The 14,138-nt window shown below is 71.3% G+C and carries 22 protein-coding genes; 2 read left to right on the top strand and 20 right to left on the bottom strand.

Features of this window, described 5'->3' with window-relative positions; all coding sequences use genetic code 11:
* Positions 1-48: 48 nt before the first annotated feature.
* Positions 49-234: a hypothetical protein gene (locus tag ACWAT2_RS19190; protein WP_480049247.1), complete on the top strand. Its 186-nt coding sequence runs from the start codon at positions 49-51 to the stop codon at positions 232-234.
* Positions 235-328: 94 nt separating this feature from the next.
* Positions 329-1,111, top strand: a complete 783-nt coding sequence (locus ACWAT2_RS19185) for a tyrosine-type recombinase/integrase (protein ID WP_480049245.1) — start codon at positions 329-331, stop codon at positions 1,109-1,111.
* Here ACWAT2_RS19185 and ACWAT2_RS19180 read toward each other — a convergent pair.
* From ACWAT2_RS19180 to ACWAT2_RS19085, 20 genes are all read right to left on the bottom strand, one after another.
* Positions 1,094-1,489 (bottom strand): DUF2746 domain-containing protein, encoded by a 396-nt coding sequence (locus ACWAT2_RS19180; protein ID WP_480049243.1) that lies wholly within the window; start codon positions 1,487-1,489, stop codon positions 1,094-1,096. The genes ACWAT2_RS19185 and ACWAT2_RS19180 overlap by 18 nt on opposite strands.
* Positions 1,479-1,676: a hypothetical protein gene (locus tag ACWAT2_RS19175; protein ID WP_480049241.1), complete on the bottom strand. Its 198-nt coding sequence runs from the start codon at positions 1,674-1,676 to the stop codon at positions 1,479-1,481. Before ACWAT2_RS19175 ends, ACWAT2_RS19180 begins: the two co-directional genes overlap by 11 nt.
* The gene (locus ACWAT2_RS19170; protein WP_480049239.1) at positions 1,673-2,362 is read right to left on the bottom strand and encodes a hypothetical protein; all 690 of its coding nucleotides are present in this window, start codon (positions 2,360-2,362) and stop codon (positions 1,673-1,675) included. Before ACWAT2_RS19170 ends, ACWAT2_RS19175 begins: the two co-directional genes overlap by 4 nt.
* A 13-nt stretch (positions 2,363-2,375) precedes the next feature.
* Positions 2,376-2,888 (bottom strand): hypothetical protein, encoded by a 513-nt coding sequence (locus ACWAT2_RS19165; protein WP_480049237.1) that lies wholly within the window; start codon positions 2,886-2,888, stop codon positions 2,376-2,378.
* Between the two features lie 14 nt (positions 2,889-2,902).
* Entirely contained in the window at positions 2,903-4,015 is a 1,113-nt protein-coding gene (locus ACWAT2_RS19160) for a hypothetical protein (protein ID WP_480049235.1), read from the bottom strand.
* Entirely contained in the window at positions 4,012-4,377 is a 366-nt protein-coding gene (locus tag ACWAT2_RS19155) for a hypothetical protein (RefSeq protein WP_480049233.1), read from the bottom strand. The genes ACWAT2_RS19160 and ACWAT2_RS19155 overlap by 4 nt, the downstream gene beginning before the upstream one ends.
* Positions 4,374-5,939: a hypothetical protein gene (locus ACWAT2_RS19150; protein ID WP_480049231.1), complete on the bottom strand. Its 1,566-nt coding sequence runs from the start codon at positions 5,937-5,939 to the stop codon at positions 4,374-4,376. Before ACWAT2_RS19150 ends, ACWAT2_RS19155 begins: the two co-directional genes overlap by 4 nt.
* The gene (locus ACWAT2_RS19145) at positions 5,932-6,432 is read right to left on the bottom strand and encodes a hypothetical protein (RefSeq protein WP_480049229.1); all 501 of its coding nucleotides are present in this window, start codon (positions 6,430-6,432) and stop codon (positions 5,932-5,934) included. The genes ACWAT2_RS19150 and ACWAT2_RS19145 overlap by 8 nt, the downstream gene beginning before the upstream one ends.
* Before the next feature lie 2 nt (positions 6,433-6,434).
* Positions 6,435-6,851: a hypothetical protein gene (locus tag ACWAT2_RS19140; protein WP_480049228.1), complete on the bottom strand. Its 417-nt coding sequence runs from the start codon at positions 6,849-6,851 to the stop codon at positions 6,435-6,437.
* A 4-nt stretch (positions 6,852-6,855) separates the two neighbouring features.
* Positions 6,856-7,215 (bottom strand): hypothetical protein, encoded by a 360-nt coding sequence (locus ACWAT2_RS19135; RefSeq protein WP_480049226.1) that lies wholly within the window; start codon positions 7,213-7,215, stop codon positions 6,856-6,858.
* Positions 7,212-7,568, bottom strand: coding sequence for a hypothetical protein (locus ACWAT2_RS19130; protein ID WP_480049224.1), 357 nt, complete (start codon positions 7,566-7,568; stop codon positions 7,212-7,214). The genes ACWAT2_RS19135 and ACWAT2_RS19130 overlap by 4 nt, the downstream gene beginning before the upstream one ends.
* 2 nt (positions 7,569-7,570) lie before the next feature.
* Positions 7,571-9,070: a phage major capsid protein gene (locus tag ACWAT2_RS19125; RefSeq protein ID WP_480049222.1), complete on the bottom strand. Its 1,500-nt coding sequence runs from the start codon at positions 9,068-9,070 to the stop codon at positions 7,571-7,573.
* Positions 9,071-9,073: 3 nt separating this feature from the next.
* A complete protein-coding gene (locus ACWAT2_RS19120; protein ID WP_480049220.1) occupies positions 9,074-9,259 on the bottom strand; it encodes a hypothetical protein in 186 nt (61 codons plus the stop codon).
* Between the two features lie 3 nt (positions 9,260-9,262).
* Positions 9,263-10,315 carry a phage portal protein gene (locus ACWAT2_RS19115; RefSeq protein WP_480049218.1) on the bottom strand — a complete coding sequence of 351 codons (1,053 nt, stop codon included), beginning with the start codon at positions 10,313-10,315 and terminating at the stop codon, positions 9,263-9,265.
* A 107-nt stretch (positions 10,316-10,422) separates the two neighbouring features.
* Complete coding sequence (locus ACWAT2_RS19110) at positions 10,423-11,973, bottom strand: hypothetical protein (RefSeq protein WP_480049216.1); 1,551 nt, start codon at positions 11,971-11,973, stop codon at positions 10,423-10,425.
* A 453-nt stretch (positions 11,974-12,426) separates the two neighbouring features.
* The gene (locus tag ACWAT2_RS19105; RefSeq protein WP_480049214.1) at positions 12,427-12,810 is read right to left on the bottom strand and encodes a RusA family crossover junction endodeoxyribonuclease; all 384 of its coding nucleotides are present in this window, start codon (positions 12,808-12,810) and stop codon (positions 12,427-12,429) included.
* A gap of 476 nt (positions 12,811-13,286) precedes the next feature.
* Positions 13,287-13,454 carry a hypothetical protein gene (locus ACWAT2_RS19100; protein WP_480049212.1) on the bottom strand — a complete coding sequence of 56 codons (168 nt, stop codon included), beginning with the start codon at positions 13,452-13,454 and terminating at the stop codon, positions 13,287-13,289.
* Positions 13,451-13,624, bottom strand: a complete 174-nt coding sequence (locus tag ACWAT2_RS19095; RefSeq protein ID WP_480049210.1) for a hypothetical protein — start codon at positions 13,622-13,624, stop codon at positions 13,451-13,453. The genes ACWAT2_RS19100 and ACWAT2_RS19095 overlap by 4 nt, the downstream gene beginning before the upstream one ends.
* On the bottom strand, positions 13,624-13,872 hold the full coding sequence (locus ACWAT2_RS19090) for a hypothetical protein (protein ID WP_480049208.1): 249 nt from the start codon (positions 13,870-13,872) through the stop codon (positions 13,624-13,626). The genes ACWAT2_RS19095 and ACWAT2_RS19090 overlap by 1 nt, the downstream gene beginning before the upstream one ends.
* Positions 13,869-14,003 carry a hypothetical protein gene (locus ACWAT2_RS19085; protein ID WP_480049206.1) on the bottom strand — a complete coding sequence of 45 codons (135 nt, stop codon included), beginning with the start codon at positions 14,001-14,003 and terminating at the stop codon, positions 13,869-13,871. Before ACWAT2_RS19085 ends, ACWAT2_RS19090 begins: the two co-directional genes overlap by 4 nt.
* Positions 14,004-14,138: the final 135 nt, after the last annotated feature.

Genomic DNA, 14,138 nt, shown 5'->3' with positions numbered 1-14,138 from the left:
TGCGGGTTATGTTGGCACAGCAGGTCACAGCGGTTGGGATCTGGCCGCGTGAGCGCCGATCCGGCCGCGGTGCGGTCCTCGTCGCAGGCGGGCCTTCAGGCGTTCCATCCGCACCGCGTGGTGCTCGGGGTCGGCCCGATGCGCGCGAGCTCGTACGTCGGTCTGCCGGCCGTCGACGTCATCGACCGGGTCCCCGCGGAGTTGGGCAGGACTGCCGCTGTCGATGGACGCTGAGACCTCACGAGGAGGCTCAGCGGGGATGGATTGGACCGACTTTCGGACGGGCTCGAGGCAAGCGTTGATCGGTCTGGGGTACTCCCCAGAGACGGTGCGCACCTACACCGATGCGGTGACGTGGTTGGGCAGGTGGGCGCGGGAGGTCGGACTCACGCCGGCAGATGTCACGACGGGGCATCTGCTGACGTTCATGGGCTCGCACCCGAAGTGGGGCCGCGCCACCCGGGCCATGGTCCGGTGCGCGATCCGGGCCGCGTACCGGTGGGCGGTCATCGCTGGCCACGTCACCACGAACCCGGGCGACGCGCTGCCCGCTGCCCGCAAGCAACCGCCCGCACCGCACCCGGCGCCGGAGCACGCCTACGCGTCCGCCCTGAGGGCCGCGAGCGCCCGTGAGCGGATGATGCTGCGTCTGGCCGCGGAGTGCGGTCTACGGCGCGCGGAGGTGGCTCAGGTGCATCCTCAGCGGGACATGCGGGAGGACGGCGGGGACTGGTCGCTCATCGCGCACGGGAAGGGCTCGAAGGATCGCGTGGTGCCGCTGCCGGGGGACATCGCGCGTGAGCTGCGGCTCGCGGGGCCCGGCTACCTGTTCCCGGGCAAGACGGACGGGCACCTTGCACCGAACACGGTCGGGGTGTCGATCAGCCGGTTGTTGCCGGAGGGGGTGAGCATGCACGCGCTGCGGCACCGGTTCGCGTCGGTGGCGTACGCGGCGACGGGCGACATGTTCGCGGTGCAGCAGCTCTTGGGGCACGCGAGCGCGGCGACGACTCAGGTCTACGTGCTCGTGGACGCGGCGACCCGCCGGCGGGTGGTGGAGGCTGTCGCGACGGCGGGCGGGCCGGCGCTCGGCCTACAGGCCGCGGGCTGAGGTCAGCGACCAGCGACGGCGTCGGGGGCGGCGTCCGTCCATCCGCTCGACGACGTCGGACAGGCGGCGCAGCTCGACGGCGACGGCGCCGGCTGCCTGCACGGCTGCCGCTGCGTCGCGGGCCGCTGCCGCGGCCGCGGCGCGGTTCTCGTCGGCGTAGCCGTGCAGGGCCAGCACGTCGGTGTGCAGGCCGTCGAAGTCGTCTCGAAAGTTGGTGCCGTGGTCGTTCTTGACCTGCTCGCTGGCCTGCTCGGCGGCTACCTTGATGCGGCCGAGCCGCCGCCACGCGGGGATGCCCACGGTGACGGCGGCTACGGTGACGGCGGCAGCGCCTCGGATGGCTTCCGAGAGGAGCGTCGACCAGAACTCAGCGTCCATCGCCGCCGGCGGTGGACGTGTTGCCGGCGGCGAGGCCGAGCGCCGCGGCCGCGAGGAGTCCCCACGCTGCGATCTGCTCGCCGTCGAGCACGCCGTAGACGCCGGCGACGGTGAGGCCCGCGGCGGTGACGCCGTAGGCCCACCGGCGCACGCGGGCGGGCGGGTTGATCTTCTCCCAGATGGTCACAGCTTCCGATCCTTCCGCATGGTGAGGTAGGCGCGCTCGGTGGCCGGTCCCCAGATGCCGTCCTGCTTCACGTCCAGAACGCCCTGGATGTTGTGCACGGTCTGGTCGTGGCCGGCCCGGGACCGGTCGCCCCACTTCCCGTCCCGGGTGACGCCAACGGCGAGCTGAGCCGCGGTGACACCTCGAGGGAACTTGCGGCCCTTGAGCCGGGACGCGGCGCGCACGGCCTCGAGGCGGGCGTCGGTGTCGTCGCCCCACAGGTTGTCGCGGGCCTTCATGGGGAGGTGCACGGCGTGCTGCAACCGCTGCACCTTGCGGTCACCCCGGGGCGTGCGGGAGTAGCCGGCACCGAAGTTCGTCGACGTCGAACAGTCGACGTGCAGGTGCGTGGTGTGCCGCCCCGCCGAGCCGCCGCGGCCGTCGCGCGCGTAGATGCACCCCAGGCCGATCGACTGGGCGACGCGGATGGCGTAGAGGAACGCCTCCCGCTCGGCCGAGCTCGTGCCCGGCGCACCCCAGTTGAGGTCGGCGGCGAGTCCCTTGGGGTGGAAGCCGTCCGCGGCGTGCGCGCCAGGCGTCACGCCGCCGTAGTCGGGGTGCTCGGCCACCCGGAACCCGTAGGCGTCAGCCCACGCGAGGAACCTGTCGAGGTCGCGGCTGCTTGCCTGCTGCTGGACGGTGGTCATCCTTCTCCTTGGGTCATGCTGCGGCCTCGTAGTCGACCGACCAGCGGATCTCGTCGCCGGTGCCCCAGGCCCACGGCGTCGTAGCGGTGATGGAACCGGCGTCGGCGCCGGGACCGTTGAGGACCATGAACGTCTCGGTAGGCAGGCTCGCCAGGAGGAGCTTGCCGAGCGTGCGCGAGCTCGTGCCGGTCGAGGCGTCGACGGCGAACACGTCGCCCATCGGCTGTCCGAGCGCGTCGCCGGCGGCGGTCGATGCCGCCACGGGCAGGTAGACGCGGAACCCGGAACCGACGATGGCGGTCGTCGAGCCGAAGACGAGCGAGCCGCGCAGCTTGACCGTGTTGCCCAGCCGCATCATGCGGCCCTTGACCGTCGCGTTGCCGAGCGTCACGGACCCGAACGTGGGCGTGTAGTCCTGCCAGACGCCGAACGACAGGAGGGCGTCGCGCAGCGCGACCGTGTAGTCAGGCGTCGACTCGATGGGGTCGGAACCCTCGAGCGCGGGAATGCCGCCTAATACATTCATAATTCACCCCTTTCTCAGATGAATAGCAGGTCATTTGCGTCGTCAAATGTGATGGGCGACGATTCATCAAAGGTGAGCGTGCCGGCGTCGTCGAATGTGATACCGGAGACGGGCGCGACGACGTCCATCGTTCCGTCGCCGCGGAACGTGACCGACTGGACCTTGCCGGCCGCGAGGGTCCCGTCAGCCTCCTGCACGACGGCGGTGATACCGGGGCGTAGCTCGAGGTCCCACGCCATGCGGAAGGCGCGTTCGTCCCGCCACCGGGCGAGGCGCGAGCGCAGGGCGTCCGCGCCTCCCGGCCCCGGGTAGCGGCCCGCGACGCGCTCGACGTGCCAGACCGGCTGGCCGGCACCGGAGGGCATCGACACGTCGATCTGCTCGAAACTGGTGCCGGCGTCGTCCGTCCAGCGGTAGATGACCAGGACGTCGGTGGCGAACGGGCTCGACCCAGCCGAGTTGCGCGTCTCGAGCTCGACGATGTCAGACGCCGGGTAGACCCGCGGGTCGGTCGGTCCCTCGGTCACGGCGTACCCCATGGGGATCAGGAGCCACCGGCGGCGGTCGTCGCAGATGATCTTGCGGCCGGCGAGGTCGACGAGCGGCTTGAGGAAGCTCATGGCGTCAACGCCGGCCTCCCACTGCACTTCTTCGGGAATCGTCGTCGACGTCGGCGGGCTGGCAGGGTCGAGGCCACCGACGCCGGACGCGGTCAGCACGTTGTTGACGAGGGTCACGAGGTCGTACCCGGCAGGGAACACGTACGGCGTCGACTCGTGCCAGACGAACGATGCCGCCGGCGCCTCGAGCGTCGCGCACTGCACCGACATGGTGCCCGCCTTGCGGTCCTTCGTGACGCCGCGGACCACGAGCTCAGGCGTCTCCTGCTGCTCGGTGGGCAGGCCCAGGTCCCGCACCATCCACACCTGAGCCACGACGTAATCCGGCGACCCGGACGGCTCGATCAGGGCCGCGAGCGCCTCGTCGAGCGGGAGCGTGAGGTTGGTCTGTCCGTACGGTTCCCACGAGGTGTCGAGGGTGACCGTCATGTCGATGAGGGGCGACGACGTCGTGCCGGTGCCGACGACGAGGAAGTCGACGCCGGCGAGGTACTCGATGGCGCTCACGTGAGCCTCACGTACGGGACGCGCACGGTCCAGGAGGTGTACGGCTGGTTGACGGTGACGGCGGCGGCGTCGACGGGCGCGAAGGTGAACGGGGCGCCGGGGACGTCGTCGCCGGTGAGGATGACGTCGGTGGATCCGTCGCAGAGGTCCGCGACGGCGTCCGCGAGCGTCGCGGTGCTGCACAGGAACTCGAAGGTGCCGGTCGGTGGCTGCTGGTCGGCGCGGCGCACGATGACGGGCACGCCGCCGGTGATGGTCTGGTGTGCGACGACGCCGGTGGGGCGCTGCTCGGCGTAGTTCATGACGAGGGTCGGCGTGATGGTCGACCCGGGGAAGTCGGCGGGGGCGAGTTGGGTCGTCATCCGTAGAACTTCCCTGCTCGAGCGCCGGAGAACGCGGCCGCGGTGACGGGCACGGTGATCGTGCCGACGCGGTTCGCGAGGTCGCGGCGGGCGCGGTCGATGCTGTCGGTGTCGGCGTAGGCGGTGATCGGCACGTCGGTGCCGGTGATCGACTCGATCTCCTTCTGGGTGAGCTTGACGGTGCCGTCGTCGGTGACCTTGACGATCTTGCCGTCAGGCATCACGCGGATTGCCTCGCTGGCGCCGTCGATGGTCACCGTGAGGTCTTGGACCTTGCCGGTCTGCTCGGCCGTGGCGGTGGCGTTGGCGATCGCCTTCTCGGTGGCGTAGGCGTCGACGTCGGCCTTGGCTTGGGCGGCGTCGGTCGCGGCCTGCACGGCCTCGGTCGCGGTGCCGTAGCGGTCCTCGAGCTTGGCGAGGCTGTCGGTGGTGGTGCCGTTCGCGGACGTGAGCTCGCGGATGTTCTGGGTCTGGTTCACGAGGTAGCCGGAGACGCCGTCCGACGCGAGGCTCATGTTGTCGAGCTCGTCGTTGAAGGTCTTCAGGGTGGCGGTGCCGTCTGCCCTCGCCAGGGCGAGGGCGTCCTCGTCGCCGGCGAGGGCGCGGAGCACGACGGCGAGGTCCGCGCCGGTCCCGGCGGCGATCTGCTGCGCTTCCGCGAACTGCTCGGTGTCGCGCACGATGGCGTCGGTGCCGGCCTGGATGGCGAGCTCGCGGCCCATCTCGGCGCCGTTCTCGACGATGATGTCGAACGCGGTCGAGTAGATCTCCTCGAAGCGTGCTGCGGCCTTCTCGGATTCCTCGATGGCCGGGCCGGCGAACATCTGCACGAGGGCGCCGCCGGCGAGGCCCGCGGCGACGCCGGCGGGGCCTCCCAGGGTGCCGATGGCGACCATGGTGTCGGTGACGCCGTCGACGATGGTCGAGAGGTCTTCGGAGTCGAACCCGTCCTTGAAGCCGCGGATGACCTCGGCGCCGGTCTCGGACATGTTCGCCACGAGCTCGGCGCGCAGGCTCTCCTTGAAGATGTCGCCCGGGGTGATCTCGTTGTCCTCGAAGGACTCCTTGAGCGCGGCCGCGGAGTCGTCGACGGCGGCTGCCGTGGTCTCGGACTCGTCGGCAATGCCCTTGAGCGCGGCCTTGACCTTGTCGAGCTCGGTCGGTCCCTTCTCACCCATGCGGACCATCGCGTCGAGGGTGCGGTCCTCGAGCTCGATTCCGGCGTCGGCCGCGGCCCGCTTGATGTCGTCGAAGGCGTCCTCGAGGCTCTTTCCGGTGTCGGCGGCGTAACGCTTCGTCTCGCGCAGGATGCCGTTGTAGTCGCTCGAGCTGAGACGTGCGTTCTTGGCGCCCTTGTCGCCGGCGTCGAACGCGTCCTTGAGCTTGGTCTCGAGGTCGCCGGCCTCCTTGCTGGCGGTGCTGAGCTCGTCGTCGGTGCCGGACAGGTCGGCGTCGCCTACGTCGGTCAGGGCGCTGTTGACGTCGTCGAGCACCTCGGCCATGTCCTTGGCCTGGGTGGTGTCGGCGTCCAGCTTGATCCCGAACTCGAACTGGTCAGCCACCGGCGGTGCCTCCTCTCAGGGCGTCGAACACGGTCCGGATGACGGTCTGGGTCCACAGGGCGTAGATGCGCGGCCCGGTGGCGCGCACGGCCTGGTAGAGCGCGCGTCCTGCCGGGGCGCGGTCAGGGAGCTGCTCCTGGGTGCGGCGTCGCATCTTCACGCCGCGGTTGCGGAACACCTGCCCGGTGTACTCGACGAACGTCTTGTTGCCGTCCCCGAACTCGACCTGACGCCAGATGCGGGCGCCGTTGCGCGGCGAGCTGGTCGCGGCGACGAGCTTGGGCGTCGATCCCATGCGGACCTTGGCCCCGCCGAGCACGGCGCGGTCCTGCCGGGTGGCGAGACGGTCGTCGACCTCTCGTGCCCACACGGTCGGCAGGACGCGCCGAAGCTCGGTGGTGACCTGGCGGCGCACGTCCTGGTCGACGCCGCGCAGGAGCCGCGCCGCGGTCCCCACCTGGCGAGCGCCGGTGACGGTGACGCGCGTCGCCACGGTCAGGGGACGGCCGGGACCAGGACGGGCTTGGTCGAGCCGAGCGTCGTCGTGGTCGTGGCGAACGCGTTCACGGTGCCGCCGATGGCGCCCGGGGTGATCGTCACCTCGGAGGTGAACGACGGGCCCGACCCGCTGCGAGGCTTGAACTCGACGGCGAGCGTCGCGCCCTCGTTCGCCAGGAGGAACTGGCAGAGGCTGTCGGGCGTCTCCCAGTCCTGCACGTAGGACAGGTCCAGCGTCCACGTCGCGGTAGCGGAGTCGGTGTGCGTGTTCGACCCCAGGCCCGTCCAGGTGTTCACGCTGGACGACGGCGTGAACGTCACGCCGTCGACGTGCTTCTTGTAGTCGTCCCCGTCCGTGTCGATGATGAGGGTGACGTCCTTCATCACGAGCGGCTTCACTGCGATCTCGACCATGGGTCTACTCCTTCTTCTGGGCGTACGTGATGTTGACGCGGAACGCGCGCTGCCGGTTGTCCCCCAGCTCGACGCGGTCCGCGGACTGCATCGTCGACGACAGGGCCGCGAGCGCCTTGAGCACGGTCAGGACGCCGTCCTCGAGGAAGTCCTCGGCCTTGCCGGGGTCCTCGAACGGGGCGACGACGTAGACCGACGCGACGGCACCCCAGACGCCGGCGGAGACGCCGTACTGGATCGTGGTCGTCTCGACCATGACGGTGGGCTTGCGGACGTTGTTGAGCTCGCGGGCGTGGGCCAGCACGGTCCAGGTGCTCGGCAGGGCCGCGGTCAGGACGTCGACGATCTCGGTGCGGGCGCTCATCCGACCCTCACGCCCCCTCGCTTGGGCCGCAGGAGGTTCTTCACGGTCCAGTCCATCGGGAAGACGGTCACGGAGAATCCCTCGGGACCGAGGGCGTCGCCGTCGCCGGCGGTGATCGATCGCCAGATCGCGCGCGCCTGCATGATCTGGGCCTGGATGAGTCGTTGCGGGATCACGGTCTGCCCGGCGGCGAGCGGCGGCGCGAAGTCGGCGCACTGCTCGTAGGCGGACGCGAGGTACTGCTCGAGCTCGTCGTCTTCCATCTGCTCGGCGTCCGTCCACTGGGCGCGGGCGTCGTCGAGGGAGGCCCAGCCGTCGTAGGGCTGGACCTCCCAGGGCGTCGACTCGCTCATGCTCAGGCCGCGGGCGTGACGAGCGCGAGGCCGGCCTCGGAGTGGATGTTCGTGGCGAGGTAGCCGAACACGCCCACGTCGATGCCACCGTTGGCGATGTTCTCGGCCTCGACGCGGATGGGGACGGTGCCGAGCTCGTGCACGGTCGCGGCGCTCTTGGTGCCGACGAGCACCTGCCCGGCCGCGAGGGACGGCTCGGGCATGATGCGGAACCCGGACAGGGTGCCCTCCTCGAGCCCCATGGACGCGTTGAGGTACTCGAGCGCGGACTCGTGCGGGGTGAACATGATCTCGCGCCACATGTCGTTCGCGACGAGCGCGAACGTGGGGGTCGCGCGGGTGGCGGAGAGCACGGCGAGCGCGCCGTCGACGACGGACACCAGGCCGGGAGCGACGCCGGCCGGCACGGCGCCGGCGGTGACCGCAGTCGCGTCCGCGAGGAGCGCGCCGAGCACCTCGGCGTCGGACTGCTCGGCGTAGCTCTCGGTCATCGCGCGGTTGTACGCGGCGAAGAACTCAGCGTCGTTGAAGTCGCGGTACTTCCGATCGATGTCGTGCGCGCCGGCGAGACGCTGGGCCGGCAGGATCACGGCCTCGGTCGAGACGGTGTTCGACGGCACCTCGGCCTTGCTGCCGGAGTACGGCGCCACGGCGGGCTTGGTGACCCACCGCCACCCGCGCACCTCGTAGCTCGTGAGGTTCGCGTGGTTCAGGAGCGGCACGATCCGACGCTGGTAGGCGCGGCCGGACCACAGCTCGCCCACGTAGGCCGGGACCTCGAGGCCGAGCGTGTTCGCCGGCACGATGTCCGCGAGCGCCGCGCGCAGCGCAGCGACGCCGCCGGAGGCGTGCGCGGCGGAGAGCTTGTCGAAGAACTGGGAGGCGGTCATCTTGTCGTTGCCGCCGGCCTTGCGGGCGGCGAGGCCGCCGGCGGCGGCACGAGCACTGGGGGGCACGGTGTTCTCCTCGTGGTGGTTGCCCGCGGGCGGGGTGGTGTCGTCGGCGCCGGCGTTCTCGTCGGCGTCGTCCTGGTCCTCGTCGTCGTCCTCGTCGTCCTGGTCCTCGAGCTCGCCGGCGTCCTCGGCCACGAGCCGCGCGGACGGGAACGCGGGCTTGGTGACGAACCCGGCGCCGGTCAGCGTGCCGGCGACGAGCTTGCCGTTGCGGATGACCACGGGGTCGATCTCGACGGACACGCCGGTCCGCAGACCGGCCGCGGCCTCAGCGATCAGGTCGTTCCCGGCCGTCGTCTCAGCGACGGCGAACGTCGCCTCGAGGCCACGCTCGGTCTCCTCGAGCGACGTCGACCACGCCACCGGCCGCTTCTCGTCGTGCTCGAGGTTCGCCACGAGCCGATCAGGCAGCGTCAGGGTGCCGGCGGACGCGATCACGCGGCCCTTGTTCGTCCGGCCCTGCTCGCCGTACGGCAGCAGGAGGTAGGACAGGGTCCGGTCATCGGCGCTCGCTGTGAGGAGCTCGCCGGCGGCTCGGATGCCGGTCACGGGTCAGACCTCCCCGAGCTTGATCGTGGTGCCGTCGGCGCGCTTGACGGTGCGCTGCACCTTGCCGGTCTTGGAGACGGTCGCGGTGACGGCGGACTGCTTGCCGTCGCGGCGCTTGGGGCGCTTGTACTCGAGGCGGGCCGGCGGCTTGGGCTTGGGTGCCTCGGCGGCGGGGGTGGGCTCGGTCACGGGTCAGTCCTCCTGCGGTGGTGATGTGGGCGGGGCGGTCGGCTCGGTGAGCCACGACACGTCGAACGCGACGCGCTGGCCGGCCGGCACGACGTCGTCGAGGGAGAGGCGGGCCTCGATGGGCGCTGCCCAGTAGTAGAGCGAGTAGTCGAGGAGCTCGTTGCGGCTGTCCTCGCGGGTGGAGTACGTCAGCGACGCCGTCGCGGTCGATCCCTCGAGGATCGTCGCGGGCAGGTTGAGGTAGTTCGCGAAGTCGAGGCGGGCGGCGTTGCGGCCCTGGATGTACAGGTCGGTGGACGTCTCGCCGTGGACGTTGACTTGGAGGTTGTGCGGCGTCCAGCCGGTCGCGTTGCCGGACCGGCGGGCGGACTCCCACGAGTTGAGGAGTCCCTGGATCTCCTCGTCGGTCTGCTCGACGTCGTCGGTCTGGTGCAGCTCGACGAGCGGGACGGGCGAGGTGACGCGGGACGACCAGGCGCGGCCCATGGCGCGCGACGCGCGGATGTCGTCCGCGGCGATGTCGAGGAGTCCGTCCTGTGGCCCCTCGAACAAGATGACGGTGCCGTCGATCACGGGCTGTCCGTAGACGAGCACCTCGAGGTCCGGGGTCACCTCCCACCACTCGGGCGGGACGCGGATGGCGTCGGTGATCTGGTCGTCGTCGTCACGGTCCACGGTCCACAGCGACGTCCCACCGAAGATCAGGTCATCGAGGGTCCAGAGCATGCGCTGGTAGGGCGACTGGTCGGAGTCGCTGCGGGTCATCCACGCGGGCTTGTCGTCGAGCTCGACGTCGTCGTCCCACAGGGCGAGTGGCTGGCGGGCCAGGGTGCCGGCGATCAGGCCGCGGCCCTTGATGATGGCCGGCACCCGCACGGCCTCGGAGCGCATCACGGGTGCGAACTCTGCGCCCTCGAACACCTCGGCCCAGACGACCTGGGAGAGCTGCGACGTCGACCAGGGCGAGGCGATGGCGTGCGGCGTGCCGGAGGGTCGCCCGTTCGCGGTGCCCACCTCGAGGAGCTGCATCACGCGCTTGAACGGGTCCCATGCCACGGGCACATCATGGCTCAGGATGCGGACACCCGAAACCCGACATGCGGGTAACCGAAACCGTGGCCGGCAGACGTCCCGGTCGACGGTTCACGCTTGCGGTAGCCGTGTCACGACGCGGTGGTGAGCACGCGCAGACGCTCGCGGGCGGGCATCTGGTCGAACTGGTACAGCGCCAGAGATCCGGCCACGATGGGGCAGACGTCGACGTCGGACGCGCGCCGGCCGAAGACGCGCCCGCCCTCGAAGTTGCGCCACGATGCGCCCTCGGCCGCGGACGTCAGCGATCCCTGGTCGGAGTGCTCGAGGAGACCGTCCGCGAGGTTCGACACGAGGAGCTGCGCAGCGGCCGCAGCGTCCGCGACGCGACCGGGTGCGAGGGTCACGCCGCGCCGGCGGGTGATGTCGCCGGCCGGCCCGTGGTTCGCACCGATGGCGTCGTACCGGATCGGCACCCGGTACTTGCGCGCCACCTTGTGCGCGGTCGGGGCGAGCCACGAGACGCCCATGCGGTAGTCGAGGATCGCGACGTGCCCGACGCCGGCCTCGTCGCGCCACGCGGCGGCGAGCGCCGCGGTGCTGCCGTCCGGGGACACGTCGTAGGCGAGGCCGAATCGGTCGGGGAGTGGCTGTTCGAGGCCGGCGGCGTTGCGCCATGCCTCCATGTCGACGGCGGCGCTGTTGGAGTCGAGCGGCCAGATGCACAGGTACTCGCGAGCGAACTTCACGTCACCCAGCCGGTAGAGGCGCTTCTCCATGGTCTGCACCGTGGTGAGGCCGGCGGAGATCCCGGGGTGGACCCGACGGATCAGCTTGCGGAACTCGCCGCGGTCCGCGAGCACGTCGGGCAAGCGGGCGATGTCGGCCGAGCTGTCGGGCGCCGAGTAGTCGAGGATCGCGGACGCCATGGGTCCGCCGGCGCGGGCCTCGTCGAGCAGGTCCCAGAACATGCCGTCCCGGGAGCGTCCCGGCGTGCCGGACACGATGAGCTGCGAGAGCGGCCCGCGAGTGTCCATCAGGGGCAGCACGCCGGTGAGGAGGTCGTGACCCTTGGCGCCCTCGAGCTCGCCGGCCTCGTCGATCCAGATGTCGTCGGACGCGCGGGAGCGCACGGCGCCGGCGTCGGGCGGCACGCACCACATCTGCGAGCCCATCCGGATGCCCTCACGCTCGGCGTCGTCCATGTCGTCGAAGTCGTCGGAGGACACGTCGACGTAGTTCCCGGCGGCGTCGGTCGCCGGCCACTCGAGGCGCTCACGTCCACCGTTGGCGTAGTACACGATCCGGCCGGGGCGCTTGTGCCGGCGGCGGGACTCGACGGCGTGCCCGCGGGCCAGGAGGAGCTGCGCGTGCTCGCGGATGATCTGCGAGGCGATGTTGCCGGACTGGGCGGTCAGCACGACGCGGTGCCCCGGCCGGGTCTGGCACCGGCCGAGCATGGTCGCGAAGATCGACGTCGTCTTGGTGCCGCGGCGCGGGATCTGGAAGACGTGCTCCTGGTAGAGCGCCTCGTCGGGCCGGCCGCGCCTGCGGGCCTCGAGCTGGGAGGCGATGCGCTCACCCTGCGGCGTCAGGGGCAGGCCGAGCATCCGGGCGCCGGTGTGCGCGGCGGCGATGTCGGTGCCTCGCGGTACACGGGAGGCGAAGCGGGGTGTGGCCACGGCGTCATCCTGCCCTGGAACCCGAACGGGCGTTCGATCGGCGGGCGCGCTCCACACACACATCGGCAGGGGCGCTCATGCGTGGGCTGCCGTCGAGACTCAAAGACGAGCGCCCGCGCGACCGGTGCAGCGGTCGAACGGGCGTTCGACTACCAGCGTAGCGGACGCTCCTCGAGGCGGCGGGGCGAAGCGGAGCGACGGCGCGCGTTCGTGATCGCTGCTGCTGTCTTGCCTCCCGACTTGTCCGAGCACGAGCGGTGCGAGACGCCGACCTCGGAGCTCGAGGGGATCCGGGTGACGCCGGCCCGGCGCTGGACCCACCGGGGTGGGTCGTGCTCGACGACCCACGGCGTGCTGCCGTCGACCAGGCGCCCGCACCCCAGCCAGCACGGCAGGGGCAGGAGGGCACCCCACCGGGTACGGGCGTCGGCAACCTTCCGCCCACCCCAGTCGTCACCGGGCACCGTCGCCCTCGCGGAACGTCAGCTCGACGACGACGTGCCCGGTCGGGCAGTCGAGCCGCGAGCGCCGGAACGTGAGGGAGGGGAGGTGTTCGTCGTCGTCGTCGGGCAGTAGGCCGTAGTCGGTGACCAGTCCGTCGAGGATGGGCTTGACGGTGGGCCAGAGGTTCGGGGTGTCTCGTCGTCGTCGGTCGGGGTAGGCGATGGCGACGTCGACGGTGGCGGTGTCCATGGGTCGTAGCTCGAGGGCGCGGGCGGTGTAGGCCGCGAGCGCCCGGAGGTCTGCTACTCGGCGTCGTGCGTCGTGGTAGTGGTGGCGGTCGTTGCTGGACAGGATCAGGCGGCGGGGGATGGTGAGGGTGAGGGTCTGGGTCATCGGGTCGCGCTCCTTTCCGTGCTGGCGTGGGGTGGGCGGTGTTGCGCACCGCAGTTGGTGAGCGGCTCGGCGGGTTGGTACGTGCGCCCTGACTGGGTCAGGGCGCACGTCTACCGCAGTCGGAGCCGGGACAGGCTGGGAGGCAGAGGAGCGGCACACCGGGGGTGTGCAATGGGCTGGCGAGGCGCGTCGTGGTGCTTCCCCCTGGGTGGGGGTCGACGGCTGTTCCATCCGTACCCGTCGAACCGTGACGCTCAGAGTCCAGCCCGGTGCGGGTAGACGTCTGCACTCGTCTGGACATGGTGAATCGTGCCCGTCTGACGGCGTGCTACCCGGTGTCGTGGACGTCGTTGTCCGCGGGAGGCAGTGAGCGTGCTCGTGGCCGGCCGGTGCGTCGTTGCGGTGGTCGGTCCTGCGTGTCCCGGTGCTCCTTGACGAGCGTGCGGCCTGCGCCGGCCGGGACTGGTGGTGCTGGGTCAGGCTGCGATCGGTGCGAGCTGGTGGGCCTCGTGGGCCGCGAGCGCCGCGGCGTAGATGGGTGTGGGCTCGGCGTCGAGCTGGGCCACGGTGACGGGCGTGAGGGCTGGGTCGGGGACGGTGAGCGCGGCGTCCTGCACGCGGCGCAGCTCCTCGGCGGCGCTCACGGCCTGCCCCACGGGTCGACGTCGTAGGCCCGGCAGATCGAGTCCACGACGGACCTGATGAGGAACTCGAGGCCGGCATCCGAGACGGACCCCAGCTCGTCGAATGCCATGTCCTGGGAGGTCGTGACACGACCGCGGTCGCCGGCGTCAACGGTGATCTCGGCGCGCATCACAGGTCGGCCCCGCGGCGTGCGGCCTCTGCGAGCTCTGCGGCCATCTCCTCGAGGAAGGCGATGACGACGGGGCTCTCGGCACCGAACAAGGCGTCCATCTGGACGCGGCGCGCGGCGGTGCTCAGCGCCGACGCGCCGCCCTCGATGCGCGCCGTGACGAGGGCGTGCGTCGAGTCGTGGGCGAACCGTCGGAGGTGCTCGGCCAGGTCGGGCGAGCTGAGTGCGGGCGGGGTGGCGTGCGTCATCGGGTGACCTCCTGGTCGGGGCGGGTGGGGGCGTGGGCGGTGCGGGTGGACACCAGGCCGAGAGCGAGCGCCAGGACGACGCACAGGGCCAGGGACAGGGCGACGGCGCGGCGCTCGCGGGCGGTGGTCACAGCGCGGCCCTGCGGGCCGCTGCGGGGACGCGGACCAGAGCGCCGGTCTCGAAGTCGAACGCGACTTCCTCCATGCGAGGCGCGGGGAGGTCGGGGGCGGTGATGAGGCCCGCGCCGGCCGCGAGCGCCAGGAGT

This window comes from Isoptericola sp. GX10416, assembly GCF_056590155.1.
Note: the sequence above shows the minus strand (reverse complement) of the source record. Positions and strands in the feature narration are given on the sequence as shown.

Bases quoted from the DNA above. Each gene is read 5' to 3' on its own strand.
- ACWAT2_RS19180 (WP_480049243.1), bottom strand. From the start codon at position 1,489: ATGGACGCTGAGTTCTGGTCGACGCTCCTCTCGGAAGCCATCCGAGGC.
- ACWAT2_RS19170 (WP_480049239.1), bottom strand. From the start codon at position 2,362: ATGACCACCGTCCAGCAGCAGGCAAGCAGCCGCGACCTCGACAGGTTC.
- ACWAT2_RS19165 (WP_480049237.1), bottom strand. From the start codon at position 2,888: ATGAATGTATTAGGCGGCATTCCCGCGCTCGAGGGTTCCGACCCCATC.
- ACWAT2_RS19155 (WP_480049233.1), bottom strand. From the start codon at position 4,377: ATGACGACCCAACTCGCCCCCGCCGACTTCCCCGGGTCGACCATCACG.
- ACWAT2_RS19140 (WP_480049228.1), bottom strand. From the start codon at position 6,851: ATGGTCGAGATCGCAGTGAAGCCGCTCGTGATGAAGGACGTCACCCTC.
- ACWAT2_RS19135 (WP_480049226.1), bottom strand. From the start codon at position 7,215: ATGAGCGCCCGCACCGAGATCGTCGACGTCCTGACCGCGGCCCTGCCG.
- ACWAT2_RS19130 (WP_480049224.1), bottom strand. From the start codon at position 7,568: ATGAGCGAGTCGACGCCCTGGGAGGTCCAGCCCTACGACGGCTGGGCC.
- ACWAT2_RS19105 (WP_480049214.1), bottom strand. From the start codon at position 12,810: ATGACCCAGACCCTCACCCTCACCATCCCCCGCCGCCTGATCCTGTCC.
- ACWAT2_RS19095 (WP_480049210.1), bottom strand. From the start codon at position 13,624: ATGCGCGCCGAGATCACCGTTGACGCCGGCGACCGCGGTCGTGTCACG.
- ACWAT2_RS19090 (WP_480049208.1), bottom strand. From the start codon at position 13,872: ATGACGCACGCCACCCCGCCCGCACTCAGCTCGCCCGACCTGGCCGAG.